This is a genomic window from Necropsobacter massiliensis, assembly GCF_000827595.2.
Taxonomy (GTDB): Bacteria; Pseudomonadota; Gammaproteobacteria; order Enterobacterales; family Pasteurellaceae; genus Necropsobacter; species Necropsobacter massiliensis.
Map to the genome: position 1 here is coordinate 351936 of NZ_LN776178.1, position 24589 is coordinate 376524.

21 protein-coding genes are annotated in these 24589 nt (G+C 48.6%); 20 read left to right on the forward strand and 1 reads right to left on the reverse strand.

Features of this window, described 5'->3' with window-relative positions; all coding sequences use genetic code 11:
- Positions 1–25: 25 nt before the first annotated feature.
- Positions 26–1090, forward strand: coding sequence for a PhoH family protein (locus tag BN3349_RS01740; protein ID WP_040975562.1), 1065 nt, complete (start codon positions 26–28; stop codon positions 1088–1090).
- Between the two features lie 48 nt (positions 1091–1138).
- On the opposite strand, the gene BN3349_RS01745 is transcribed toward BN3349_RS01740, so the two are convergent.
- Positions 1139–2632, reverse strand: coding sequence for a PTS transporter subunit EIIC (locus BN3349_RS01745; RefSeq protein WP_040975563.1), 1494 nt, complete (start codon positions 2630–2632; stop codon positions 1139–1141).
- Positions 2633–2878: 246 nt separating this feature from the next.
- Here BN3349_RS01745 and ybeY point away from each other — a divergent pair, with 246 nt between their 5' ends.
- The 19 genes from ybeY to ftsZ all read left to right on the forward strand — a co-directional run bounded on the left by ybeY (position 2879) and on the right by ftsZ (position 24558).
- Positions 2879–3346, forward strand: a complete 468-nt coding sequence (gene ybeY, locus BN3349_RS01750) for an rRNA maturation RNase YbeY (protein WP_040975564.1) — start codon at positions 2879–2881, stop codon at positions 3344–3346.
- A gap of 4 nt (positions 3347–3350) precedes the next feature.
- Positions 3351–5312, forward strand: coding sequence for a tRNA(Met) cytidine acetyltransferase TmcA (locus tag BN3349_RS01755; protein WP_040975635.1), 1962 nt, complete (start codon positions 3351–3353; stop codon positions 5310–5312).
- A 33-nt stretch (positions 5313–5345) separates the two neighbouring features.
- Positions 5346–5522, forward strand: a complete 177-nt coding sequence (locus tag BN3349_RS12000) for a DUF5363 domain-containing protein (protein ID WP_180334825.1) — start codon at positions 5346–5348, stop codon at positions 5520–5522.
- A 140-nt stretch (positions 5523–5662) separates the two neighbouring features.
- On the forward strand, positions 5663–7171 hold the full coding sequence (locus BN3349_RS01760) for a carbon starvation CstA family protein (protein WP_032108593.1): 1509 nt from the start codon (positions 5663–5665) through the stop codon (positions 7169–7171).
- A gap of 224 nt (positions 7172–7395) precedes the next feature.
- The gene (gene mraZ, locus BN3349_RS01765) at positions 7396–7854 is read left to right on the forward strand and encodes a division/cell wall cluster transcriptional repressor MraZ (protein WP_040975565.1); all 459 of its coding nucleotides are present in this window, start codon (positions 7396–7398) and stop codon (positions 7852–7854) included.
- A gap of 119 nt (positions 7855–7973) precedes the next feature.
- A complete protein-coding gene (gene rsmH, locus BN3349_RS01770) occupies positions 7974–8948 on the forward strand; it encodes a 16S rRNA (cytosine(1402)-N(4))-methyltransferase RsmH (protein ID WP_040975566.1) in 975 nt (324 codons plus the stop codon).
- Positions 8942–9262: a cell division protein FtsL gene (ftsL, locus tag BN3349_RS01775; protein WP_040975567.1), complete on the forward strand. Its 321-nt coding sequence runs from the start codon at positions 8942–8944 to the stop codon at positions 9260–9262. The genes rsmH and ftsL overlap by 7 nt, the downstream gene beginning before the upstream one ends.
- 14 nt (positions 9263–9276) lie before the next feature.
- A complete protein-coding gene (locus BN3349_RS01780; RefSeq protein ID WP_040975568.1) occupies positions 9277–11085 on the forward strand; it encodes a penicillin-binding transpeptidase domain-containing protein in 1809 nt (602 codons plus the stop codon).
- 21 nt (positions 11086–11106) lie between these two features.
- Positions 11107–12570: a UDP-N-acetylmuramoyl-L-alanyl-D-glutamate--2,6-diaminopimelate ligase gene (gene murE / locus BN3349_RS01785; RefSeq protein ID WP_040975636.1), complete on the forward strand. Its 1464-nt coding sequence runs from the start codon at positions 11107–11109 to the stop codon at positions 12568–12570.
- Positions 12571–12630: 60 nt separating this feature from the next.
- The gene (gene murF / locus BN3349_RS01790) at positions 12631–14013 is read left to right on the forward strand and encodes a UDP-N-acetylmuramoyl-tripeptide--D-alanyl-D-alanine ligase (protein WP_040975569.1); all 1383 of its coding nucleotides are present in this window, start codon (positions 12631–12633) and stop codon (positions 14011–14013) included.
- Entirely contained in the window at positions 14007–15089 is a 1083-nt protein-coding gene (gene mraY / locus BN3349_RS01795; protein WP_040975570.1) for a phospho-N-acetylmuramoyl-pentapeptide-transferase, read from the forward strand. Before murF ends, mraY begins: the two co-directional genes overlap by 7 nt.
- A gap of 10 nt (positions 15090–15099) precedes the next feature.
- Positions 15100–16413 (forward strand): UDP-N-acetylmuramoyl-L-alanine--D-glutamate ligase, encoded by a 1314-nt coding sequence (murD, locus tag BN3349_RS01800; RefSeq protein WP_040975571.1) that lies wholly within the window; start codon positions 15100–15102, stop codon positions 16411–16413.
- 10 nt (positions 16414–16423) lie between these two features.
- On the forward strand, positions 16424–17614 hold the full coding sequence (gene ftsW / locus BN3349_RS01805; protein WP_040975572.1) for a putative lipid II flippase FtsW: 1191 nt from the start codon (positions 16424–16426) through the stop codon (positions 17612–17614).
- Positions 17607–18686: an undecaprenyldiphospho-muramoylpentapeptide beta-N-acetylglucosaminyltransferase gene (murG, locus tag BN3349_RS01810; RefSeq protein ID WP_180334826.1), complete on the forward strand. Its 1080-nt coding sequence runs from the start codon at positions 17607–17609 to the stop codon at positions 18684–18686. Before ftsW ends, murG begins: the two co-directional genes overlap by 8 nt.
- An 18-nt stretch (positions 18687–18704) precedes the next feature.
- Complete coding sequence (gene murC / locus BN3349_RS01815) at positions 18705–20141, forward strand: UDP-N-acetylmuramate--L-alanine ligase (RefSeq protein ID WP_040975573.1); 1437 nt, start codon at positions 18705–18707, stop codon at positions 20139–20141.
- Positions 20142–20158: 17 nt separating this feature from the next.
- On the forward strand, positions 20159–21088 hold the full coding sequence (locus BN3349_RS01820; protein ID WP_040975574.1) for a D-alanine--D-alanine ligase: 930 nt from the start codon (positions 20159–20161) through the stop codon (positions 21086–21088).
- Positions 21085–21852 carry a cell division protein FtsQ/DivIB gene (locus tag BN3349_RS01825; protein ID WP_040975575.1) on the forward strand — a complete coding sequence of 256 codons (768 nt, stop codon included), beginning with the start codon at positions 21085–21087 and terminating at the stop codon, positions 21850–21852. The genes BN3349_RS01820 and BN3349_RS01825 overlap by 4 nt, the downstream gene beginning before the upstream one ends.
- A 35-nt stretch (positions 21853–21887) precedes the next feature.
- The gene (ftsA, locus tag BN3349_RS01830) at positions 21888–23165 is read left to right on the forward strand and encodes a cell division protein FtsA (protein ID WP_040975576.1); all 1278 of its coding nucleotides are present in this window, start codon (positions 21888–21890) and stop codon (positions 23163–23165) included.
- An 85-nt stretch (positions 23166–23250) separates the two neighbouring features.
- Positions 23251–24558: a cell division protein FtsZ gene (gene ftsZ, locus BN3349_RS01835; protein WP_040975577.1), complete on the forward strand. Its 1308-nt coding sequence runs from the start codon at positions 23251–23253 to the stop codon at positions 24556–24558.
- Positions 24559–24589 lie beyond the last annotated feature (31 nt).

Genomic DNA, 24589 nt, shown 5'->3' on the forward strand with positions numbered 1-24589 from the left:
TGGAAATGAAGAAAGGAATAACGATTTGACACAAACAGAAAGTCAGGAATTTACTCTCGAGCCGCAGGATAATCTGCGTTTGCAAGCGCTTTGCGGTGCGTTTGATGAAAATATCCAATTGATTGAGAAAGCATTTAATCTGATTATTTCCCGTCGCAATTTTACGTTTACCGTACAATCGCAGGACGATGAGGCAAAACCGCATCATGCCGAGATAATCGCTGGTGCGGCGAAATTAATTCAGCGTCTATATTTGGAAACTGCGCCGATCCGCGGCAAAGTGAAAGAAATTGATTTGTCCGATGTGCATATAGCGATTCAGGAAAGCCGCATGCTGTTGCAAGCGGAGCACGACGAGAGCCGGGTGTACGGCACGACAATCAAAACCAAACGTGGCTTAATTAAACCGCGTGGACCGAATCAGATTCAGTATCTGCATAATATTCTACGCTATGACATCAGCTTCGGTATCGGACCTGCCGGCACCGGGAAAACCTTTTTAGCCGTTGCCGCTGCGGTGGAGGCGCTGGAGCGGCAGGAAATCCGCCGTATATTGCTCACTCGCCCGGCGGTGGAAGCGGGGGAAAAGCTGGGCTTTTTGCCCGGTGATCTGGGGCAGAAAATCGAACCCTATCTACGCCCGTTATATGATGCGCTGTTTGAAATGCTCGGTTTTGAGAAGGTACAGAAACTGATGGAGCGCAATGTGATTGAGATCGCACCGCTGGCTTATATGCGCGGGCGCACGCTGAACGACAGCTTTATTATTCTGGACGAAAGCCAGAATACTACGGTAGAACAGATGAAAATGTTTCTGACTCGTATTGGTTTTAATTCTAAAGCGGTGATCACCGGCGATATTACGCAGATTGATTTGCCGCGTAGTCAGAAATCCGGTTTGCGCCATGCCATTGACGTGCTGGAAAATGTGCCGGAGCTCAGTTTCAATTATTTTGACAGCCAAGATATTGTGCGCCATCCGGTGGTTGCCAAAGTGGTGCGGGCCTATGATGCTTGGGAAGCACAGGAGGAAGTTCGTCGTCAAGCACTGGCGCAGCAGCGACAGGCGCAATTGGCGGAGACGGAATAATACAACACGAAAGACAAGGGAAGCGCGGGCTTCCCTCGGTTTATCATATCAATCCTCATGCCCTAATAGCTGATTGATTTCACTTTTATATAGCACTGCTTTAGCACCGAACACCGCCTGTACGCCGCCGCCCACTTCAAGCACATCAATTGCCCCCAGCGCTTTTAAACGGGCTTTGTCCACCGCTTTAATATCTTTCACCGCAACCCGTAAACGGGTGATGCAGGCATCGACGTGTTCGATATTATTTGCCGACCCCAACGCCGCAATGATTTTACCGGCATTTTCTGTCAGTGAGGTTGTTTGCGGTTGAGTGTTTTCTTGCTGTTCGTCGCCGCGCCCCGGCGTCATCACATTACATGTTTTGATTAAAAACAGGAACGAAAAATAATACAACAACGCCCAAGGAATACCGACCAGAATCACCCGAATCCAGTGCGTATTTTCGTTGCCTTGTAAAATGCCGAACAACAGAAAATCAATAAATCCGCCGGAGAACGTATTGCCGATGGTGATATTCAGAAAATCGGCAATATAGAAAGACAGTCCGTCCAAAAAGGCGTGAAATACATAAAGCCAAGGCGCGACAAATAAAAACATAAATTCGATAGGCTCGGTAATGCCGGTGATAAAAGAGGTCAGCGCGGCACCGAGAAATAGCCCGCCGATCTGGCTGCGACGCGGTTTCGGCACGGCATGATACATGGCAAGACACGCGGCGGGTAAACCGAACATCATGGTATCAAAACGTCCGGCAAAGAAACGTGTGCCTTCGGTGAATAAGCCCTGATGCATCGGATCCGCCAGTTGGGCGAAAAAGATTTTTTGTGCGCCGACAATGGTTTCGCCGTTCACGATTTCAGTGCCGCCCAGTTCGGTGTACCAAAACAGCGGATAAATCATATGGTGCAGTCCCACGGCACCGCTCAGCCGCATTAAAAAACCGTAGAAAAAGGTGCCGATTTCGCCCATGGCGGCAATCCGTTCGCCGGCGGCAAGCAGCCAGCCCTGAAATGTCGGCCAAATCAGGAAAAACAGCACACCGACGAAAATCGCGCAGAATGCGGTGATAATCGGTACGAATCGCGAACCGCCAAAAAAGCCGAGCACTTGCGGCAATTGAATATTATGATACTTGTTGTGCAGCTTTACGGTGATTAATCCCATCACCAGCGCGCCGATAACACCGGTATCAATGCCTTTGCTATCGGGCGCGAAGAGCGGAATCAGCGCCGAAATAGTACCGCTCATAATCAAATAACCGACCACCGCGGCGAGGGCGGCGACACCTTTATCCCGTTTCGCCAGCCCGATACCAAGCCCGATGCACAGCAGTAGCGCTAGATTGCCGAATACCACACTGCCGGCGGCGGACATTAACTGAAACACGCTTTGCAGTATATTTTGATCCAATAGCGGATAAGCCTGAACGGTTGCCTGATTAGACAGCGCCCCGCCGATTCCCAGCAATAACCCAGCGGCGGGCAGAATGGCAATAGGCAGCATAAAGGCTTTGCCTATTTGTTGCAGTTGTTTAAACATTGAAATAGCTCCTAATTTTAATTCCGGTGTAAAAATTCATTTTTCGCAAAAAACCGAAAAAGTGCGGTAATAATAAATCTTTTTTTGCCGAAAAGCCTGTGCTTTTTTCTAAAATGTGATCTAATTTTCAGATTTATAAGACATTATTTCTCATTCTGCGGGTTATACGGCGCAATGGAAAAATCAATATTCTTCATCGCGTTTGAATGGTATGCTAAGCCCATTTTGAGTAAGCAGAGAAATGCCATGAAAAATGTGATGATTGATTTACAAATCGCCTGTGAAAAACCTGAAAATTTGCCAACCGCCGCTCAGTTCCAACAATGGGCGAGTGCAGCGGTGCGGGCGGAAAAGACAGAACCTGAAATCACCGTGCGGATTGTGGATGAGGCGGAAAGCCATCAACTGAATCTAACCTATCGCGGTAAAGATCGCCCCACTAATGTGCTGTCTTTTCCCTTTGAATGTCCGCCGGAAGTGGTGTTGCCGTTGCTGGGCGATTTGGTGATTTGCCGTCAGGTGGTGGAGCGCGAGGCGCAGGAACAGGGCAAACCGTTGATGGCGCACTGGGCGCATATGGTGGTGCACGGCAGTTTGCATTTGCTCGGTTACGATCATATTGATGATGCTGAAGCGGAAGAAATGGAAGCGCTGGAGACGGAAATTATGTGCACTCTGGGCTTTGCGGATCCTTATTTAGCGGAAAAAATTTAACTTGTTGGCTCGACAGATTGCGCTGCTTGTGGGCGAAGATGAATGGTTAACGCAGGAACTTAGCGCGCTTTGCCAACGAAGCGACGAAAGTGCGGTGCTTTTTTATGCCGAAAAGCGACCGCACTTACAACTCAATTGCCCGTATCTGATGGTACCCTTTGCGCAAGCGCGAAACCGTTTAGGGCAGGAAGCGGCTCTGAGCATTTACGATGCGCGTCATGGCATTAATCTGGATGCGCTGGCGATTGCTGGCGGCGGACTAACAGCTGGCGGATTGTTGTTGCTGATTTTTAATTGCTGGCAGGCGCTGGAAAAACAGATTGATTTTGACAGCCTACGTTGGAGCGGCGAGGCAGGCGGCATTTGCACCCCGCATTTTATCCGTTTTTTCCAGCGCCATATTGTTGATTTCGGTTTTCCGATTTATCGGCAGCAAGACAACCCATGCATTAATTTAAGCGTGCCACGTATATGCCGGTGCGTAGAGAATCCTATGCCGACGGACGAACAACAGGCGGCGATGACGCGCATTTTGAGCGCACAGGCGGATATTTTCGTGGTGACGGCAAAACGCGGACGCGGTAAATCCGCCTTGGCTGGCATGCTGGCGGCTCGGTTAACGGATGTGATAGTGACGGCGCCGAATAAAAGTGCGGTCAATATTTTGTGCGAATTTGCGGGGTCGTCGTTACCTTTTCTCTCCCCCGATGAATTATGCCGGCAAATTACACAGGCGCCGCAGCGGTTTGCTAAACAGTGGCTGATTATTGATGAGGCGGCGATGATCCCGCTGCCGTTGCTGCAAGTGTTGACTGGCGCCTTTAAGCATATTTTATGCACCACGACGGTGCAGAGTTATGAAGGCACCGGGCGTGGATTTTTGCTGAAATTTATGCAAAAAATAGACCGCACTTGGTGCCATTTGACTTTACATAAGCCGTTGCGCTGGCGCACGGATGATCGTGTCGAGCCCTTTATGGATGCGCTGTTGCTGCTGGACGCGGAAGATGCTGTGGCACAACCGTTACTGCAGCCCGAGCATCCTTACACAATTTGCCGATTAAGCCGAGGGCAGCTTATTGAACGGCAGCGTTACCGTGCTTTTTACGGTTTGTTGACCTTGGCACATTATAAAACCTCACCCTCGGATTTACGCCGTTTGTTCGATGCGCCGCGGCAACGGTTTATGCAGGCGGAATCCGAACAGGGGCTACTTGGATGCCTGTGGGGCGTGGAAGAAGGGGAAATGTGCGATGCGGCATTGATTGCCGATATTCAGCGCGGCGTGCGGCGTCCGAAAGGCAATCTGGCGGCGCAGATGCTGTGTCAGCAAACCGGATTGACGGCGGCTTGTAGTCTAAAATCCGTGCGCATTTCCCGTATTGCCGTGCTGCCGCATTTGCAGCGGCAGGGTATCGGACAGCAGTTGATTGAGGCACTGGCACAACAAGGCGATGCGGATTTTCTTTCTGTCAGCTTCGGCTATACGCCGTGGTTGGCTGCATTTTGGCGGCAGTGCGGTTTTGTGTTGGTGCATATCGGTGAACATCGGGAAGCCAGCAGCGGTTGCTATTCGGCACTTGCGGTGCGCCCGTTAACTGCGGCGGGAGAGGATTTCTGCCAGCGTGCACAGGCGCAGTTTCGGCGTAATATCGGGTTATCTTTTCACCCGTTGGCAAGCAGTTTTTCGTTTGAACCGCTTGATTGGGCGCTGCGGCGAGAAGATTGGCAAAGTCTGCGAAACTTTGCTGATTTTCACCGCACTTTAGCCGCAGCATTGCCGGCAATTCGGCGTTTGATAAGGGCGGTGGGGGCGTCGTTAAGCGAGCGATATTACCCGTTGTTAACGCAATATTGCTTGCGACAGAAGAACGCCCCCGTCCCTGCTGCGAGCAAAAAACGTTGGCTGGAGGCGTGCCGGGCGGAAGTAAAAGAAATGTTGCAAAAATATCAAAGCCTTTTATGATTACAGCTGTTTATGGATTAAAGGAGAGAGCATATGAGCGAGACAAAGAAAAGCTGGTTGCGCAGAGCATTGGATAAATATAATGCATTTTGTGAGGAGGTCGGCGTTGATCAGGGCGCATGCCGCAGTTGCATTCCGGTGGTGCGATTTGATGAAAGTGGTGAGAAAAAAACAGGTGAAAAAACAGACGAACATAAAGATAAACTGTGATAGACCTCACTTTTTATAAATATTTTCCCAGCAAATAACTGGAGTAACGTTTACTTCATTGCAGTGACTACATAAAATATGCTCGCTTTATAAAAATAAATAAGGCGGGCATATTTTTTAATTTATTAAAGGTGATTTTTATGTTGTGGTTCCTTTTCTGTGTTGCTGTGTTGCTTGCTGGATATTTTATTTACAGTAAGTTTGTCGAAAAAGTTTTTGTTATTAATCCGAAACGTGAAACGCCGGCGTTTGCGAAAAAAGACGGCGTTGATTATGTTCCTATTTCGAAAAAGAAAATCTGGTTGATTCAGTTGCTGAATATTGCCGGCACGGGACCGATTTTTGGTCCGATTCTGGGGGCGTTGTACGGACCGGTCGCAATGTTGTGGATTGTACTGGGTTGTATTTTCGCCGGTGCGGTTCACGATTATTTGACCGGTATGCTGAGTATCCGTAACGGCGGGGCGAATATTCCCTATTTAGCCGGTAAATATTTAGGACGCCCAGCCAAACATTTTATGAATATATTGGCGATTTTGCTGTTGTTGTTGGTCGGTGTGGTGTTTGTCGCCAGCCCAGCGTCCTTGTTGACCAATATTACTAATGATTTGCTCAGCTCCGGTTCCGTCAGTGCAGCAGCGGTAAATGATGAAGCGGGGGCATCGACCACGCACATCTTAACTATCTGGACTGCCGTTATTTTTATTTATTACATTCTTGCTACCTTAGTGCCGATTGATAAGATTATCGGTCGCATTTATCCGTTCTTCGGCGCATTATTAATGTTTATGACTTGCGGTATGCTGTTCGGTTTATTCTTTGAAGGTATTCCGTTTTTCAGAACGATCGGTGCGGACGTCAGTTTTGTTGACTTCTTTAAAAATATGCATCCTGCGGATACGCCGATTTGGCCGTTGCTGTTTATCACCATTGCTTGCGGTGCGATTTCCGGTTTCCATGCCACTCAATCTCCGTTAATGGCGCGTTGTACTGAAAATGAAAAAGAAGGTCGCTTTATTTTCTATGGTGCGATGATCGGCGAAGGGGTGATTGCATTAATCTGGTGTATGGTCGGCTTGAGTTTCTATAATGATCAGGCATCGTTGGCCGAAGCGATTAAGATCGGTACGCCAGCGAAAGTGGTGTATGATTCCGCTATCGGCATGCTCGGACTGTTCGGCGGTATTTTAGCTGTGTTAGGCGTGGTGATTTTGCCGATTACTTCCGGCGATACCGCATTCCGTGCCGCACGTTTACTGATTGCCGATTTCTTCAAATTCGATCAGCGTAATATCGTTAAACGTTTGACTATCGCGTTGCCGTTGTTTGCGATCGGTTTCTTGGTGTCTAAAATGGACTTTTCTATGTTATGGCGCTATTTCGGTTGGGCGAATCAAACCACTGCTATGGTGACATTATGGGTGGGGGCGGCATTTTTATACCGCAACGGCAAGTTCCATTGGATTGCAACCGTTCCGGCTATCTTTATGACTATCGTGTGTTCCACCTTTATTCTGAATGCGCCGATCGGATTAGGGCTGAACTATGATTTGTCCGTGTGGCTCGGTCTGGCTTGCGGCGTATTGTCCGTGCTGATGTTCTTCGGAATGTTAAAACCGTTGGCTAATGACGACGGAAACGAAAATTAGTTTTTCGCTTAATTAATTTGAACTGACCGCTTACGGGAAACCGTGAGCGGTTTTGTTTTTTATGGCGTTATACAAAACTTTACGTTATTCAGAAATTAAACGCTTGCAACTTGATTTAACTAATAATAAACTTAGGCAAAGTGGTGGAAAGTGGTATTTTGTGGTAAAAAATGCCGAAATGAGTCGTATAAATCTTCAGTTGCGAAGAAATAAAAGGACATCTTATGTTTCGTGGCGCATCGGCGGTGAATCTGGATTCAAAAGGGAGACTGGCTATCCCTACCCGCTATCGCCCGGAAATTATGGAACATAATCAGGGAAGAATGGTTTGTACGGTGGATATCCGCCAGCCCTGTTTATTGCTTTATCCGCTGAATGAATGGGAAAGCATAGAACAAAAATTACTCGCCCTATCCAATTTTGATCCGATGCAACGCAGTTTACAGCGTGTAATGCTGGGATATGCGACGGAATGTGAACTCGACAGTGTCGGGCGAGTGTTGCTCAGCGGGCCACTACGCCAGCATGCAAAATTAGAAAAAAGCATCATGTTGGTTGGGCAGCTGAATAAATTTGAAATTTGGAGCGACGCTGAATGGCAATCCCAAATCGAAAAAGATATGGCTTTGGGGGCCAGCGGTCAGCTGTCGTTATCGCCGGAATTAATTACGCTGTCGATATAAAAGAAAGATTTTCTTTCATGTAAAAGAACAGCGGCACTAGCAAAGGTAAGCGGTGTACAGGGTACACCGCCTTATCTTCCCTAATTTTATTTTGTGTTTTTATTTTTTAATCAATGATCATGAACGCGCAGCATACTTTTTCATCACCGGAACACACCACCGTTTTATTGCATGAAGCGGTCGCGGGGCTGGCTTTGAAAGAAAACGGTGTGTATATTGACGGCACTTTCGGGCGCGGCGGTCATTCCCGTTTGATTCTTTCGCAGTTATCCGCCAGTGCGCGTTTGATTGCTATCGATCGTGATCCGAGAGCGATTGCGGCGGCCGAACAAATCCAGGATCCTCGTTTTCACATTGAACATAACAGTTTTTCCGCCATTGCCGAAATTTGTGAGAAACTTAATTTGGTCGGCAAAATAGACGGTATCTTATTGGATTTAGGGGTATCTTCTCCGCAGTTGGACGACGCTGCACGCGGTTTCAGTTTTATGCAAGACGGTCCGTTGGATATGCGCATGGATACTACCCAAGGGCTTTCTGCCGCCGAATGGTTGCAACAGGTCTCTGAACAGGATCTGGCGTGGGTATTAAAAACCTTCGGTGAGGAACGCTTTGCCAAACGTATCGCGCAGGCGATCGTCGGTTATAACCGTCATGCCCGCCAGCAAGGCACGCCGCCATTAACACATACCTTGCAGCTGGCGGAGTTGATTGCGCAATCGGTGCCGTTTAAAGACAAACATAAACATCCCGCCACGCGCAGTTTTCAAGCAATCCGTATTTTTATTAATTCTGAATTGGAAGAGCTGGAACAGGTTCTGCAATCGGCATTAACGGTATTGGCGCCGCAGGGTCGTTTAGCGGTGATCAGTTTTCATTCCCTGGAAGATCGCATGGTAAAGCATTTTATGCGTAAGCAAAGTCAGGGTGTCGTTATCCCGAAAGGTTTACCATTGCGCGATGATCAGATTCAGCGGCATCAGACATTAATGCTCATCGGCAAAGCGATTAAGCCGACAGAGAGCGAAATTACCCAAAATACCCGTGCCCGAAGTGCGGTACTGCGCGTTGCCGAGAGGGTTGCAAAATGTTAAAGAATTCGGAGCGTTACCCCTTGCAGAGCATTGTGCTGGAAGATTTGTTCACATCCAACAAATTGATAATAGCGTTGCTTATATCGGTGCTGGTTACTGCGCTGGGCACCATTTGGATTACACATCAGACCCGCGGATTAATTGCACAAAAAAGCGAATTGGTTTTGCAGCATCAGGCATTGGAAAATGAATTCTTAAATTTAAAACTGGAAGAGGCGACGCAGAGCGATAATACCCGAATTGAAGCGATTGCTACGGGAAAATTACAGATGAAAGCGATTGATCCCGAGCAGGAAGTTTTGATCCTGGAATAGGTAAGGTGCGTAAAATGATCAAATTTAATAAGCAAAACAGTAACAAAACGAAACGCAATAGCAATAACGGCAGTGCAATTAAACGCAATAAACCGAAAGTTTCTTATGATACGAGCTTTTTAAAAGGGCGTTTTTACTGGACGATCGGCGTGGTTCTGATCGGGCTGAGCGCATTGATTGCGCGCGCCACCTATGTACAGGTGATGAATTCGGATCCGTTAATGGATGAAGCGGATAAACGTTCGCTGCGTACGCAGGAGGTGCTGTCTGTACGTGGTTCGATTCTAGATCGTAATGGTCAGTTGTTGTCAGTTAGTGTGCCAATGTATTCCATTGTGGCGGATGCGAAATTTATTTACGAAGAAAACGCGCTACAGGATAAAGAGCGCTGGAAAGCGCTGGCGGAGGTATTGGGCGTGTCTTATCACACGCTGATTAAACGACTGGAAAAAGATCCTGCCTCGCGTTTTGTGTATTTATCCCGCCAGGTTTCGCCGACCGTCGCCGATTATATTAAACAGCTAAAACTCAAAGGCGTCGTGCTGAAAACCGAGGCGCGCCGTTTTTATCCACGGGTGGAAGAAACCGCCCATATTATCGGTTATACCGATATTGACGGCGCCGGGATTGAAGGAATTGAAAAAAGCTTTAATTCTCTGCTGGTAGGCAAATCTGGTTCGCGCACTTATCGCAAAGATAAATACGGTAACGTGGTGGAAGATATTTCCGATGTGAAAAAATACGATGCGCATGATGTGACCTTAAGCATTGATGAAAAGCTGCAATCTATGGTATATCGCGAAATCAAAAAAGCGGTGACGGAAAATAAAGCGGAATCGGGTACCGCCGTGTTGGTGGATATTCGTACCGGTGAAGTACTGGCGATGGTCAACGCGCCGTCTTATAACCCGAACAATCGCCTTGGCGTTAAAGCGGAACTGATGCGTAACCGCGCGATTACCGATACCTTCGAGCCGGGGTCAACGGTTAAACCGTTCGTAGTGTTAACCGCACTTCAGCGCGGTGCGGTACGCCGTGACGAAGTGATTAATACCGGACCGCTAGTATTAAACGGGCATGAAATCCGAGATGTCGCCCCGCGTGACAAACAAACGCTGGATCAGATTCTGGAAAATTCCAGCAATCGCGGTGTCAGCCGTTTGGCATTGCGGATGCCGCCGGCCGCATTAATGGAAACTTATCAAAATGCCGGTCTTGGCAAGCCGACGGATCTCGGCTTGATAGGCGAACAGTCCGGTTTGCTGAATGCCAATCGCAAACGCTGGGCGGATATCGAACGTGCTAATGTGGCTTACGGTTACGGTATCAACGCCACACCGCTGCAAATTGCGCGTGCTTATGTGACCCTCGGCAGTTTCGGAATTTATCGCCCGCTTTCCATTACCAAAGTGGATCCGCCGGTGATTGGCAATCGCGTATTTCCGGAAAAACTGACTCGCGAAGTAGTCAACATGATGGAAAAGGTTGCCATAAAGAATAAACGCGCTATGGTGGAAGGTTATCGGGTCGGGGTGAAAACCGGAACGGCGAAGAAGTTGGAAAACGGTCGTTATGTGGATAAATATATTGCATATACCGCGGGCGTTGCGCCAATCAGTGATCCGCGCTATGCCCTGATTGTGCTGATTAACGATCCGAAAGCGGGGCAATATTACGGCGGTGCGGTTTCTGCGCCGGTGTTTTCCAGCATTATGGGCTATGCGTTGCGTACCAACAATGTGACGCCTGACGGTATTGAGCAGGATAAGGTCGCAAAACGCATGGTTCGTTTAAGTGATAAAAAAACGGAAAAAACGAACTAAGCGTTCAATGAAGAAAAAATGATGCAAAAACTTACCGCACTTTTAGGGTTATCTCAGCTTGCCGATGAGGTTGAGCTGACCGATATGACATTGGACAGCCGCTCTGTAAAGACTGGCTGTCTTTTCGTTGCAGTCAAAGGACATCAAACCGACGGTCGCCATTATATTGCACAAGCGTTGCAAAATGGCGCAAGTGCGGTGCTTTTTGAGGCAGATTCGGCGCAACAACATCTGTGCATTCGCTATGAAAACGGCGTTCCGCTAATCGCCTATTATGGTTTATCCGAGCAGTTATCCGCCATTGCCGATAAATTTTATGCCTCGCCTTCCCGTCGTCTCACGCTGGTTGGGGTAACTGGAACCAACGGCAAAACAACCGTCGCGCAGTTGCTGGCACAATGGACGCAATTGCTCGGGCATACTGCCGGTGTTATGGGAACAATCGGAAACGGTTTGTATGGTCGGATGAAAGCGGCTACCAATACCACCGGTTCCGCGCTTGAAATTCAGGCTGCGCTGGCGGATTTTGCCGCACAAGGAGCGGATTTCGCCGCCATTGAGGTTTCTTCGCACGGCTTGGTACAGCATCGCGTGGAGGCGTTGCATTTCGCGGCGGTAATCTTTACCAATCTGAGTCGTGATCATCTTGATTATCATCATTCAATGGCGAACTACGCCGCCGCCAAAAAGCGTCTTTTTAGCGAGCTGAGCAGCAAACACAAAATTATTAATGCCGATGATCCTCTCGGTGCTCAATGGCTGGCAGAATTACCGCAAGCGGTGGCGGTCAGCTGCGATCCGGCATTTCAACCGCAGCATAATCCATGGCTGAAAGCTGAGCGGATCAGCTTTAACGGTAACGGCGCGCTGATTACATTTCGCTCAAGCTGGGGCGACGGCGAATTGCACAGCCCGCTGATCGGTGCCTTTAATGTCAGCAACCTGCTGCTGGTGAGCGCCACCTTGTTGGCATTAGGCTATTCCGTGGTGCAATTATCTGACAGCGTAGCAAAATTAAAGGGCGTGTGCGGACGCATGGAAATGTTGAGTGCCGCCCATAAGCCGACGGCAATCGTGGATTATGCACATACTCCCGATGCGCTGGAAAAAGCCCTGATTGCGGCGCGTCAGCATTGCCATGGCAAACTGTGGTGTATTTTCGGTTGCGGTGGTGATCGCGACCGTGGCAAACGCCCGCTTATGGCGCAAATCGCCGAGCAGCTTGCAGATCGGGTGATCGCCACCGACGATAATCCGCGCACGGAAGACAAACGGCAAATTATGGCGGATATTTTAGCGGGGTTTGAGAAACCGCAGCAGGTTTTGGTTATCCATGACCGCGAGCAGGCAATTCGCACTGCGATAGACAGTGCGGTGGAAAATGATGTGATTTTAATCGCCGGTAAAGGGCATGAAGATTATCAGATCATCGGCACGTACAAACAGCATTTTTCCGATCAGGAAACGGTAGCCAAGTATTTTTAAACAGCAAGGCAAGGCGACCGATTGCCGGATATGTCTTGCGACACACTCAGAAGTATACTCATGATTAAACTGGATCTCAAACGGCTTGCAGAGATTCTGCAAGCCGAATTAATCGGTGATGGGCGCATTAGCGTGGAAAACGTCAGCACCGATACTCGTCAGCCGAGTGAAAACGGCTTGTTTTTTGCGCTGAAAGGCGAAAAATTTGATGCTCATGCTTATCTCAACGCCGCGGTTGAACAAGGTTGTCGGGCGGTCGTTGTGCAGCATCGTTGCGATGTTGCCGTTCCTCAACTGGTTGTTAGCGATACGCGTGTTGCGTTGGGACGGCTGGCGCAATGGCTGAAAGCGCATTTAAATCCGATTACCGTGGCGATTACCGGTTCTTCCGGAAAAACTTCAGTGAAAGAAATGACTGCGTCAATTCTGCGCGAAAGTGCGCTGGATTCCGACGCGGTTTTGTTTACTCAGGGTAATTTTAATAATGACATCGGCGTGCCGTTGACCTTGCTGCGCTTGAAGGAAAAACACCGTTTCGCCGTGGTGGAACTGGGCGCTAATCATATTGGCGAAATCGCGTACACGACTGCGCTGGTGCGCCCGGATGTGGCGTTGGTCAATAATGTGGCGGCAGCGCATTTGGAAGGTTTTGGCAGTATCGAGGGGGTGGCGCAGGCAAAAGGCGAAATTTACCGCGGTTTGAAACAAAACGGCGTGGCGCTGATTAATTTGGATTGCCATTATCTGACGCGTTGGCAGGCGGATATCGGCAATCACCAAGTGCGGTCGTTTTCTATCAAGAATCCACAGGCAGATTTTTATGCGACGGACATTATGATAACGGAACAGGGGTCCGAGTTTATTTTGCACAGCCCGCAAGGTGAGATTGCCGTGCAGCTACCTTATTTAGGTGCGCACAATATCGGCAATGCGCTGGCGGCTGCGGCGCTGGCAATCAATGCGGGCGCGCACTTGGCTGAGGTGAAACGAGGATTGGAGCGTCAAGCGCAAGTGAGCGGGCGTTTATTTCCGCTAAATCCCTGCAAAAATCTGTTATTACTAGACGATACTTACAATGCCAATGTAGATTCGTTGCGTTCTGCTATCAGCGTATTACAAAAATATTCCGCTTTTCGTATTTTAGTTGTTGGTGATATGGCGGAATTAGGCGAAAATAGTCAGCTTTGTCATCAGCAAGTGGCAGATTTTGCCAAGGCGGCGAATTTGGATGCGGTGCTGAGTTTCGGCTCGGCAAGTGCGTCGATAGCAACGGCTTGCGGTGGTACGCATTTTACCGATAAGGCGGCGCTGATCGCCTGCGCAACGGCATTAATTCGGGATAAATTAAACGCGAATCAAAAAGTGGTTTTACTGGCAAAAGGGTCACGCAGTATGCGAATGGAAGACGTGATCCGTTCATTAAAGGATAATTTTGTATGTTAGTCTGGTTGGCTGAATATTTACAGCAATATCAAAGCGGGTTTAATGTGCTGTCGTACATTACCGTACGCGCGATTTTGGCGTTATTGACCGCACTTTTACTTTCATTATGGGTCGGGCCGAAAGTCATTCGCCGTTTACAGATTCTGAAATTCGGTCAGGAAGTGCGCAACGACGGACCGGAAAGCCATTTAAGCAAAAAAGGTACGCCGACGATGGGCGGTATCATGATTTTATTTGCGATCGGCGTCAGCACGCTGTTGTGGGCGAATCTGGTCAATCCTTATATTTGGTTCAGTTTGTTGGTGCTATTCGGTTACGGTGCGGTCGGTTTTATTGATGATTACCGCAAAATTACGCGTAAAAACAGTGATGGGCTGATTGCGCGTTGGAAATATTTCTGGTTGTCCGCCATTGCGTTGGTTGCAGTATTCGGCATGTACGCTGTGGGCAAAGATACCGATGCTACCCGGCTGGTGGTGCCGTTTTTTAAAGAAATTATGCCGCAGTTAGGGCTGTTTTATATTATTCTGGCCTATTTCGTGATTGTGGGAACCAGTAACGCGGTGAATCTGACCGATGGGCTGGATGGTCTAGCGATTATGCCGACAGTTTTTGTGGCCGGGGCGTTTGCGTTAATCGCATGGGCGACGGGGAATGTGGAATGGTCGAAATATTTGTATATTCCTTACATTAAATACACTTCCGAGTTGGTGGTGTTCTGCACCGCGATTGTCGGCGCGGGGCTGGGTTTTTTATGGTTTAATACCTATCCGGCGCAGGTGTTTATGGGCGATGTAGGGTCATTGGCATTGGGCGGCGCGCTGGGCGTGGTCGCGGTGTTGGTACGACAGGAATTTTTACTGGTGATTATGGGCGGCGTATTTGTGATGGAGACGCTGTCGGTGATTTTGCAGGTGGGCTCCTATAAATTGCGTAAACAGCGTATTTTCCGCATGGCGCCGATTCATCATCATTTTGAACTGAAAGGCTGGCCTGAGCCGCGGGTGATTATCCGTTTTTGGATTATTTCCCTGATGCTGGTGTTATTAGGGCTGGTGACGCTGAAATTGCGTTAAGAGAAGAACTATGAATAGTCAATATCGGAATAAAAATATTTGTGTTGTCGGACTAGGTAAAACCGGATTGTCCTGCGTGCGCTTTTTAAGCGCGCAACAGGCTAAAGTGCGGGTGATGGATACCCGCGCCAATCCGCCCGGCGCGGAGCAATTGATGCCGGGAATTGCGCTGCATACCGGCGGTTTAAACCAGCAATGGTTGCTGGAAAGTGAGATGATTGTGATCAGTCCGGGATTGGCGCTAAAAACGCCGGAAATTCAGACCGCACTTCAAGCCGGTGTAGAGGTGGTGGGCGATATTGAATTGTTCTGCCGCGCGGCGGACAAACCGATTGTGGCGATTACCGGTTCAAATGGCAAAAGCACGGTAACGACCTTGGTGACGGAAATGGCGAAAGCCGCCGGAATAAACGTCGGTATGGGCGGTAATATCGGTATTCCCGCGCTGTCTTTACTGGATAAAAACTGTGATTTGTATGTGTTGGAATTATCCAGTTTTCAGCTGGAAACCACCTACAGCCTGCACGCTGCTGCCGCCACTGTGCTGAATGTTACGGAAGATCACATGAACCGTTATGCGGATTTACAGGCATATCGTCGGGCCAAATTAAAAATTTATCAGCATTGTCAGACGGCGGTGGTCAACGGTGAAGATCCGTTAACTCGGGAAGACGCTGCGCAAAGCGTGCAAACACAGGTCAGCTTTGCCGAACAGGATGCCGATTACTGGCTGAAAAGTGAAAACGAAAAACAATATTTAATGGCGGGGCACACCATGATTTTGCCTTGCGATGAAGTCGGATTGAGCGGTCGCCATAATCAGATGAACGCGCTGGCGGCAGTGGCGTTGGCGCAGGCGGTAAGAATCGATTTAAACGCAATTCGCACCGCACTTCGTACATTCGGCGGTTTGGATCACCGTTTTCAGTTAGCACATTTTGCCCATGGCGTGCGCTGGATCAACGATTCAAAAGCCACTAATGTAGGCAGCACCGTCGCGGCGCTGACTGGTTTGCAGGTGGGCGGAAACTTATATATGTTATTGGGCGGTGATGGTAAAGGCGCGGATTTTTCGGCATTAGCGCCATTGCTGAATCAGCCGCATATTTATTGTTACTGTTTCGGGCGAGACGGTGCGCAGTTGGCCGCGTTGTCCGCACACAGTCGGCTATTTGATACGATGGCACAGGCGATCGAAAGTCTGCGTCCGACATTACAAGCGGGGGATATGGTATTATTGTCGCCGGCCTGCGCCAGTTTAGATCAATTCGCTTCCTTTGAACAGCGCGGAGAAGAATTCACCCGTTTGGCAAAATTAAGTTAGAGTCAGGTTAATGCGGTTTATTGAGAAGTTTAAACAAAATTACCAAGATTGGGCGAGATTGGCGCCGAATAATTTACTTTATGACCGGGCGCTGTTCTGGTTATTTATTATCTTATTGCTGATCGGTTTGATGGCGGTGTCTTCCGCCTCAATTCCGGTGGGAACCCGGCTGTTCAATGATTCGTTCTATTTTGCCAAACGCGACGCGCTGTATGTGGTGATTTCCATTGTGGCCTGCTATACCTTTTTACAGGTGCCGATGGACAACTGGCAAAAATATCATGCCTACATTTTCTGGAGCGCGATGTTTTTGCTGGTACTGGTACTGATTCCCGGTATCGGCGCTAAAATCAACGGTGCCAGACGTTGGATCCCGCTGGTCTTCTTTAATTTCCAGCCTGCCGAATTTGCCAAACTGGCGCTGACTTGTTTTCTCGCCAGCTATTTTACTCGCCGTTACGATGAAGTGCGCAGCCGGCGATTAAGCGCTTTTAAACCTATGATTGTCATGGGATTATTAGGTGGATTGCTGTTATTGCAGCCGGATTTAGGCAGTACGATCGTGCTGTTTATTATTACTTTCGGGCTGTTATTTATTGCGGGCGCTAATTTCTGGCAGTTCGTCGCACTTGGTTTCTCCGGTGTATTGCTAATTTTATGGCTTGCGGTTTCCTCCGCATATCGACTGAAACGCCTGACCGGTTTTATGGATCCGTTTCAGGACCCATACGGCACAGGGTTCCAGCTGTCCAATTCATTAATGGCGTTTGGACGCGGTGAGTTTAGCGGAGAAGGGCTGGGCAATTCAATTCAGAAACTGGAATATTTGCCAGAGGCGCATACTGACTTTGTGATGGCGGTGATTGGTGAGGAGTTCGGTTTTATCGGTATTTTCTTTGTTATTGTTTTATTGGCGCTGCTGGTGTTCAGAGCAATGAAAATCGGGCGTGAGTCGTTACAACTGGAACAGCGTTTTAAAGGCTTTTTCGCATTTGGAGTCAGTTTTTGGATTTTTTTCCAAGGCTTTGTCAATTTGGGCATGGCATTGGGTTTGCTGCCGACCAAAGGGTTGACTTTTCCGCTGGTCAGTTACGGCGGTTCGAGCCTGATTATTATGTCGATTACGATCGGTGTATTACTGCGTATCGACCATGAAAACCGGTTAATGCGCGGCGGTCAGGCTCGTTTGCGGGATGATTAAGGATTATATTGTGATACAGGAAACAAGAAAAAAATTACTTATCATGGCGGGCGGCACCGGCGGGCATGTTTTCCCCGCAATTGCCGTGGCGCAATATTTACAGCAGCAGGGCTGGGATATTTGCTGGCTGGGTACGCAAGACCGTATGGAGGCGCAGTTGGTACCGAAATACGGAATTCCTATTCGCTTTATTCAGATTTCAGGATTGCGTGGCAAAGGCATTAAAGCATTGTTGGCGGCGCCGTTTGCGATTTGCAGAGCTGTATTGCAGGCGAGAAAGATTATTCGTGATTATCGCCCTGATGCCGTACTGGGCATGGGCGGATATGTGTCCGGACCAGGCGGTCTTGCTGCCAAGCTATGCGGCGTGCCGATTGTGCTGCATGAACAAAATGCCATTGCCGGCTTGACTAATCATTGGTTGGCAAGGATCGCCACGCGGGTATTGCAGGCGTTTCCGAGCGCATTCGCGCAGGCGCAGACGGTAGGAAACCCGGTCAGACAGGATTTATTCGCAATGCCCTCGCCGCAGGAACGTTTTGCCGGTAGGAGCGGTAAATTGCGAGTATTGGTGGTCGGCGGCAGTCAAGGTGCAAGAGTGCTGAATCTCACGCTCCCTGCAGTGGTGTCGCGTTTGGCGGATAAACTTGAAGTGCGTCATCAGGTCGGAGCCGGTGCGGCGGCACAGATTCAGGCGCTTTATCCCGCCGATGCGGACGTTCGCATTGTTGAATTTATTGACGATATGGCGCAGGCTTACGGTTGGGCGGATATTGTCATTTGTCGTTCCGGCGCATTGACCGTTTGCGAGCTGGCGGCGGTAGGCGCGGCGGCAATTTTCGTGCCGTTTCAGCATAAGGATCAGCAGCAGTATTTAAATGCCAAATACCTTGCCGATGCGGGGGCGGCGGAAATCGTGCAACAAAAAGAGTTAAATGCCGATGTGCTGGTGCGGTTGTTAAGCCGTCTTGATCGCGGCAAATTATTGGATATGGCGGTGAAGGCAAAAACGATGTCGGCGCCGCGTGCGGCGGAGCAGGTTGCGCAAGCGGTTATTGACGTAACAAATTAAGCAATCAGGAATAGATTAATGAAAGATTTTCAACAACGGGTCAGACAGACTGTGCCGGAAATGCGTCGGGTACGCCAGATTCATTTTGTCGGTATCGGCGGTGCCGGCATGGGCGGTATTGCAGAAGTATTGTTAAATGAAGGGTATTTGGTAACCGGTTCGGATATTGCGGAAAGTGCGGTCACAAATCGGTTAATTTCTTTAGGCGCGAAAGTGTTTTTCCGTCATGAAGCAGGCAATGTTACAGGTGCCAGCGTAGTGGTGGTTTCCAGTGCGATTAAAGCGGATAATCCGGAAGTCAAGGCGGCGCGTGAAAAACGAATTCCGGTCATTCAGCGGGCGCAGATGTTGGCGGAAATTATGCGTTTCCGGCATGGTATTGCCATTGCGGGGACGCACGGCAAAACTACTACGACGGCGATGATTTCCATGATTTATGCACAGGCAGGGCTGGATCCGACCTTTGTCAACGGCGGCTTGGTGAAGTCTGCTGGCACTAATGCGCATTTAGGCTGTAGCCGTTATTTAATTGCGGAGGCGGATGAAAGCGACGCTTCGTTTTTGCACCTACAGCCAATGGTGTCGGTAGTGACTAATATTGAGCCAGACCATATGGATACCTATCATGGCGATTTTGAAGAAATGAAACAGACCTATGTGAATTTTCTGCATAATTTGCCGTTTTACGGTTTGGCGGTACTGTGTGCCGATGATCCAGTTTTACATGAGTTAGTGCCTCAGGTTGGACGCCAGGTAGTTACTTACGGTTTCAGCGAGAAAGCGGATTATCGCATTGAAAATTATCGCCAAACCGGCTTTCAAGGGCGTTATACGGTGTTGACTCCGGCGGGAAAAGCCATTGACGTATTGTTGAATGTCCCAGGGCGGCATAATGCGCTGAACGCCACTGCCGCGCTAGCCGTTGCGAAAGAAGAAGGCATCGGCGATGAGGCGATTTTGATTGCGCTGGCTGATTTTCAGGGCGCAGGACGCCGTTTTGACCAGCTGGGTAAATTTAGCCGCCCGAATGGCAGAGTAATGTTGGTGGACGATTACGGACATCATCCGACGGAAGTGGAAGTGACCATTGAAGCGGCTCGTCAGGGCTGGGGCAATAAACGTATTGTGATGATTTTTCAGCCGCACCGTTATTCGCGTACCAGAGATTTATTTGAGGATTTTGTGCGTGTGCTGTCACAGGTGGATGTGCTGATTATGCTGGATGTTTATGCCGCAGGCGAACAACCGATAGCCGGCGCCGACAGTCGTTCCTTGTGCCGTTCGATTCGTAATTTGGGCAAGGTGGATCCGATTTTTGTCGCCGATTACGCACAATTGGCGGACATACTTGATCAGGTCATTCAAGACGGTGATCTGATTCTTGCGCAAGGTGCGGGCGATGTGAGCAAATTATCGCGTCGCTTAGTGGAACAATGGACAGCGGAACAACGCTAATATAAGTGGAACCCTAAATGAAAAAAGCATTAAAACAACAAAAAATTGCAGTGTTGCTCGGCGGCACTTCGGCTGAGCGCGAGGTTTCTCTCAGCTCCGGTAGTGCAGTGTTAGCGGCGTTGCAAAATCAGGGATTTGACGCCCATCCGATTGATCCGAAAACCTTTCCGGTGGCAACCCTAAAACAACAGGGATTTGAGCGGGTATTTAATATTTTGCACGGTCGTGGCGGTGAAGACGGCACGATGCAAGGTCTGCTGGAACAAATCGGCTTGCCTTATACCGGCTGCGGTGTTATGGCTTCGGCGCTGACTATGGATAAACTGCGTACCAAAATGTTATGGAAAGCGTTCGGACTGCCGGTTGCGGAGATGGAAATCGTGACAAAATCAAGCCTGTCAGAACTAAACCCAGCGGCTGTTGTCGAAAAACTAGGATTACCGCTGATGGTGAAACCGTCTTTGGAAGGTTCCAGCGTCGGACTGACTAAAGTGAAAACGGTCGATACCTTGAAAAGTGCGGTGGAATTTGCGTTAGAACATGATGATACGGTGTTGATCGAGGAATGGCTGGCGGGCGATGAGTTTACTGTACCGGTATTAGGAAACGAAGTACTGCCAGCAATCAAAATTGTACCGGAAGGCGAGTTCTACGATTACGAGGCGAAATATATTTCGGATAGCACGCAGTATTTTTGTCCGGCCGGCTTAAGTGATGAACGCGAACAGGAATTACGTCGGCTGGTGAAAAAAGCTTATGATGCGCTAGGATGCCGCGGCTGGAGCCGAATTGACATTATGACCGATGCGCAAGGCGCTTTCCGTTTAGTTGAAGTGAATACCAATCCGGGAATGACCAGTCATAGTTTATTCCCTAAATCTGCTGCCGTTGCCGGATATTCGTTTGAGCAGCTGGTGGCAAGAGTGCTGGAGCTCAGTGTCGAATGAATGTATTACGGCATAAAACATCGCAAGGGATCAGGACCGGCGCACGGAAACCCCGGTTTTTTGTGCGGATAAAGCCCTTAGTTGTGCTATTATGCCTAGGTCTGTTGTGTTATGTATATGCTAATCGGCAGGATTGGCTGGATGCGTTGGACGACAGACCGATAAGTGCTTTCGCCTTGGTCGGTACGCCGACTTTTACGACGGACGCCGATATACGGGAAACTTTGCTGAAAATGGGCGAACTGAAGGGCTTTTTCGGGCAGAATATGGATGCGGTGCGCGAGCAGATTCAGACGATGCCTTGGATCAAGGATGTGGTGGTGCGAAAAATCTGGCCGGATCGGCTGAGTATTCTGGTTAATGAATATACGCCGGTTGCAGTGTGGAATGAAACCGAGTTTGTTTCTGCCGACGGAGTCGTGTTTAAACTGCCGATGGAAAAATTAAAACAGGCGGATTTACCCCGTTTATCCGGTCCGGATTATCAAAGTGCGGTCGTTTTGGGGGCATGGAATAAGATTTATAATGATTTCAAATCCAAGGGGTTGATTGTTAAGGCGGTTGCCATTGATGCCAGAGGTTCATGGCAGGTTGTATTGGATAATGATGTCAGATTAAAATTAGGGCGCGGTGAATGGAAGACAAAACTGGATCGTTTTGTGACGATTTATCCGCAGATCGAAGTGCCGGAACATAAAAAATTATCTTATGTCGATCTGAGATATGCTGTCGGTGCCGCGGTCGGAATGGCGGATGCGGATTAGTGCATAATTACAAGTGAATAGTGCGAAGTTATAAAATGGCTAAAATTGTGGAATCAAAAACTATTGTAGGGTTAGAAGTCGGTACTTCTAAGGTCGTTGCCGTTGTGGGCGAAGTATTGCCCGACGGTGTAGTGAATGTGCTTGGGGTGGGCAGTTGTCCGTCTAAAGGAATTGATAAAGGCAGCATTACCGATTTAAGTGCCGTAGTAAATTCTATTCAGCGCGCGATTGAAGCAGCTGAGTCGGTTGCCGATTGTCAGATTATGAGCGTGACCTTGGCGATTACCGGGGAACATATTCAGAGTTTGAACGAAAGCGGTTTTGTGCCGATAGCTGAAGGCGAAGTTACGCAGGATGAAATTGATTCCGCCATGCATACGGCAAGTTCGGTCAAAATGGGCGAAGGCTTGTCGTTGCTGCATATTATTCCGCAGGAATATGCCGTTGATAAACAGGTGAATATTAAAGATCCGCTCGGGTTGCAAGGCGTGCGTTTAAAAGCACAGGCGCATTTGATTGCCTGTCATCAGGATTGGCTGAATAATCTGAAAAAAGCCGTCGAACGCTGTAAATTGAAAGTGGATAAAATCGTGTATTCCGGTGTTGCCTCCGGTTATTCCGTACTGACCGAAGATGAAAAAGATTTAGGCGTTTGTCTGATTGATTTCGGTGCCGGTACTATGGATATTGTGGTTTATACCAATGGCGCCTTACGGTTCAGTAAAGTCATTCCTTATGCCGGAAACCGAGTCACTGACGATATCGCTTATGCTTGTGAAACGTCAAGAATGGAAGCGGAACGCATCAAGGTCAATTATAGTAGCGCATGGAATCCGCCGACAGCGCATGCTGATAAGAAGATCGAAGTTGCGGGTATCGGCGGTCGTACTCCGCGGGTGTTGACTAAAGAACAGTTGTCGGTAGCGACGTCCGCGCGTTATGAAGAGTTGCTCGGATTGGTAAGAAACGAATTGAATCAATTGCAATACGAACTTGAAAGCAAACAGATGAAGTTTGAATTAATCGCCGGTATTGTGATTACCGGCGGCGGCGCACAGATTGAAGATTTAAAACTTTGTGCGGGCAAAGTGTTCGGCACTCAGGTGCGTATCGGCAGTCCGATGAATATCACCGGTCTGACTGATTATGTGAATAAACCGCAGTATTCCACGGTTGTCGGTTTATTACAGTATAACCATAATAATGAAGATGAAAGTCCGATTAATGATCATTATGGTTCCGAAGACAGTTTTTGGGGTTCGACTTGGTCGGGGCTGAAAAAAATTATGAATAAAGTGCGCTCAGAATTTTGAGAATTTTAATTTTTAATCTACAATAAGAGCAATTTAAGTTTTAATTTTGCGCCAATCCGAGAATTGGCATTGACGGAGAATAAATATGTTTGAACCGGTTGATTACGATCTTGACGATATGAACGGTGCGCTCATCAAAGTGGTTGGTGTCGGCGGCGGCGGCGGTAACGCGGTAAATCATATGGTTGCCAATATGATAAAAAATAATATTGGCGGTACGGTCATCGATAGCGACGAACTTGTTTATCCGACACCGGAAGATGAACACGGCAGAATTATTTTCTACGCGGTCAATACCGATGCTCAGGCGCTGCGGAAAAGTAATGTGCAGCAAACGGTGCAAATCGGCGGTGAAACCACTAAAGGGTTAGGTGCCGGTGCCAACCCGAACGTGGGGCGTAAAGCGGCGGAAGATGATCAGGAAGCGATCCGTTCAATGCTGGAAGGCGCAGATATGGTATTTATTGCCGCCGGTATGGGCGGCGGTACAGGAACCGGTGCGGCGCCGATTGTTGCACAAATTGCGAAAGAATTAGGTATTTTGACTGTTGCGGTTGTTACCAAGCCTTTCTCGTTTGAAGGTAAAAAACGCATGCAGTTTGCGGAAATGGGCATTAAGGAATTATCTAAGCATGTGGATTCCCTGATTATCATTCCGAATGAAAAATTATTGAAGGTATTAGGTAAGAATATCAGTTTACTGAATGCTTTTGCGGCGGCGAACGATATTTTACGCAATGCGGTAACCGGTATTTCCGATATGATTACCTCACCGGGCTTAATTAATGTGGACTTCGCCGATGTGCGCACGGTGATGTCGGAAATGGGACGCGCAATGATGGGTTCCGGTGTGGCGCAAGGAGCTGCAACCGACGGTCGGGCGGAGAAAGCGGCGCAGGATGCAGTCGCAAGCCCGTTGCTGGAAGACGTGGATTTATCCGGAGCGCGTGGCGTGTTGGTCAATATTACTGCGGGGATGGATCTCGGTTTAGATGAATTTTACACTGTCGGCGATACTATCCGTGCTTTCGCTTCCGATGAAGCGACGGTCGTAGTCGGAACTACGTTAGTGCCGGAAATGGTCGATGAAATTCGAGTGACGATTGTTGCCACCGGTATCGGTGATATTGAAGGACCGGATATTCAAATTATGCCGCGTACCCAAGGGGTTTCTCAGCCGACGGGACAATCTAATGCAAAACCGAATCAGGGCGGTTTTGGACAATATGGTCAAAACGTTTCAACCCATGGGCAGGAACCGGTTCCGAATCGACCGGCAAATCTCGCCGATCGCAATATTTTGGATACGCCGATTACAGACAGATTGAATTCATTGAAAAAAGACGAGAATTTGTTTAACGCGGCAAATTTTATGCGTAATCCTGATAAATAGATTTTATAAATTACTTGTTGTTTAACAATAG

Coding starts and splice junctions, on each gene's coding strand:
- BN3349_RS01820 (WP_040975574.1), top strand. CDS start 20,159: ATGAAAAAAGCATTAAAACAACAAAAAATTGCAGTGTTGCTCGGCGGC.
- murD (WP_040975571.1), top strand. CDS start 15,100: ATGAATAGTCAATATCGGAATAAAAATATTTGTGTTGTCGGACTAGGT.
- BN3349_RS01825 (WP_040975575.1), top strand. CDS start 21,085: ATGAATGTATTACGGCATAAAACATCGCAAGGGATCAGGACCGGCGCA.
- ftsZ (WP_040975577.1), top strand. CDS start 23,251: ATGTTTGAACCGGTTGATTACGATCTTGACGATATGAACGGTGCGCTC.
- rsmH (WP_040975566.1), top strand. CDS start 7,974: ATGAACGCGCAGCATACTTTTTCATCACCGGAACACACCACCGTTTTA.
- murF (WP_040975569.1), top strand. CDS start 12,631: ATGATTAAACTGGATCTCAAACGGCTTGCAGAGATTCTGCAAGCCGAA.
- ftsW (WP_040975572.1), top strand. CDS start 16,424: ATGCGGTTTATTGAGAAGTTTAAACAAAATTACCAAGATTGGGCGAGA.
- murE (WP_040975636.1), top strand. CDS start 11,107: ATGCAAAAACTTACCGCACTTTTAGGGTTATCTCAGCTTGCCGATGAG.
- BN3349_RS01745 (WP_040975563.1), bottom strand. CDS start 2,632: ATGTTTAAACAACTGCAACAAATAGGCAAAGCCTTTATGCTGCCTATT.
- BN3349_RS12000 (WP_180334825.1), top strand. CDS start 5,346: ATGAGCGAGACAAAGAAAAGCTGGTTGCGCAGAGCATTGGATAAATAT.
- murG (WP_180334826.1), top strand. CDS start 17,607: ATGATTAAGGATTATATTGTGATACAGGAAACAAGAAAAAAATTACTT.
- BN3349_RS01760 (WP_032108593.1), top strand. CDS start 5,663: ATGTTGTGGTTCCTTTTCTGTGTTGCTGTGTTGCTTGCTGGATATTTT.
- ybeY (WP_040975564.1), top strand. CDS start 2,879: ATGAAAAATGTGATGATTGATTTACAAATCGCCTGTGAAAAACCTGAA.
- ftsA (WP_040975576.1), top strand. CDS start 21,888: ATGGCTAAAATTGTGGAATCAAAAACTATTGTAGGGTTAGAAGTCGGT.
- mraY (WP_040975570.1), top strand. CDS start 14,007: ATGTTAGTCTGGTTGGCTGAATATTTACAGCAATATCAAAGCGGGTTT.
- mraZ (WP_040975565.1), top strand. CDS start 7,396: ATGTTTCGTGGCGCATCGGCGGTGAATCTGGATTCAAAAGGGAGACTG.
- murC (WP_040975573.1), top strand. CDS start 18,705: ATGAAAGATTTTCAACAACGGGTCAGACAGACTGTGCCGGAAATGCGT.
- ftsL (WP_040975567.1), top strand. CDS start 8,942: ATGTTAAAGAATTCGGAGCGTTACCCCTTGCAGAGCATTGTGCTGGAA.
- BN3349_RS01780 (WP_040975568.1), top strand. CDS start 9,277: ATGATCAAATTTAATAAGCAAAACAGTAACAAAACGAAACGCAATAGC.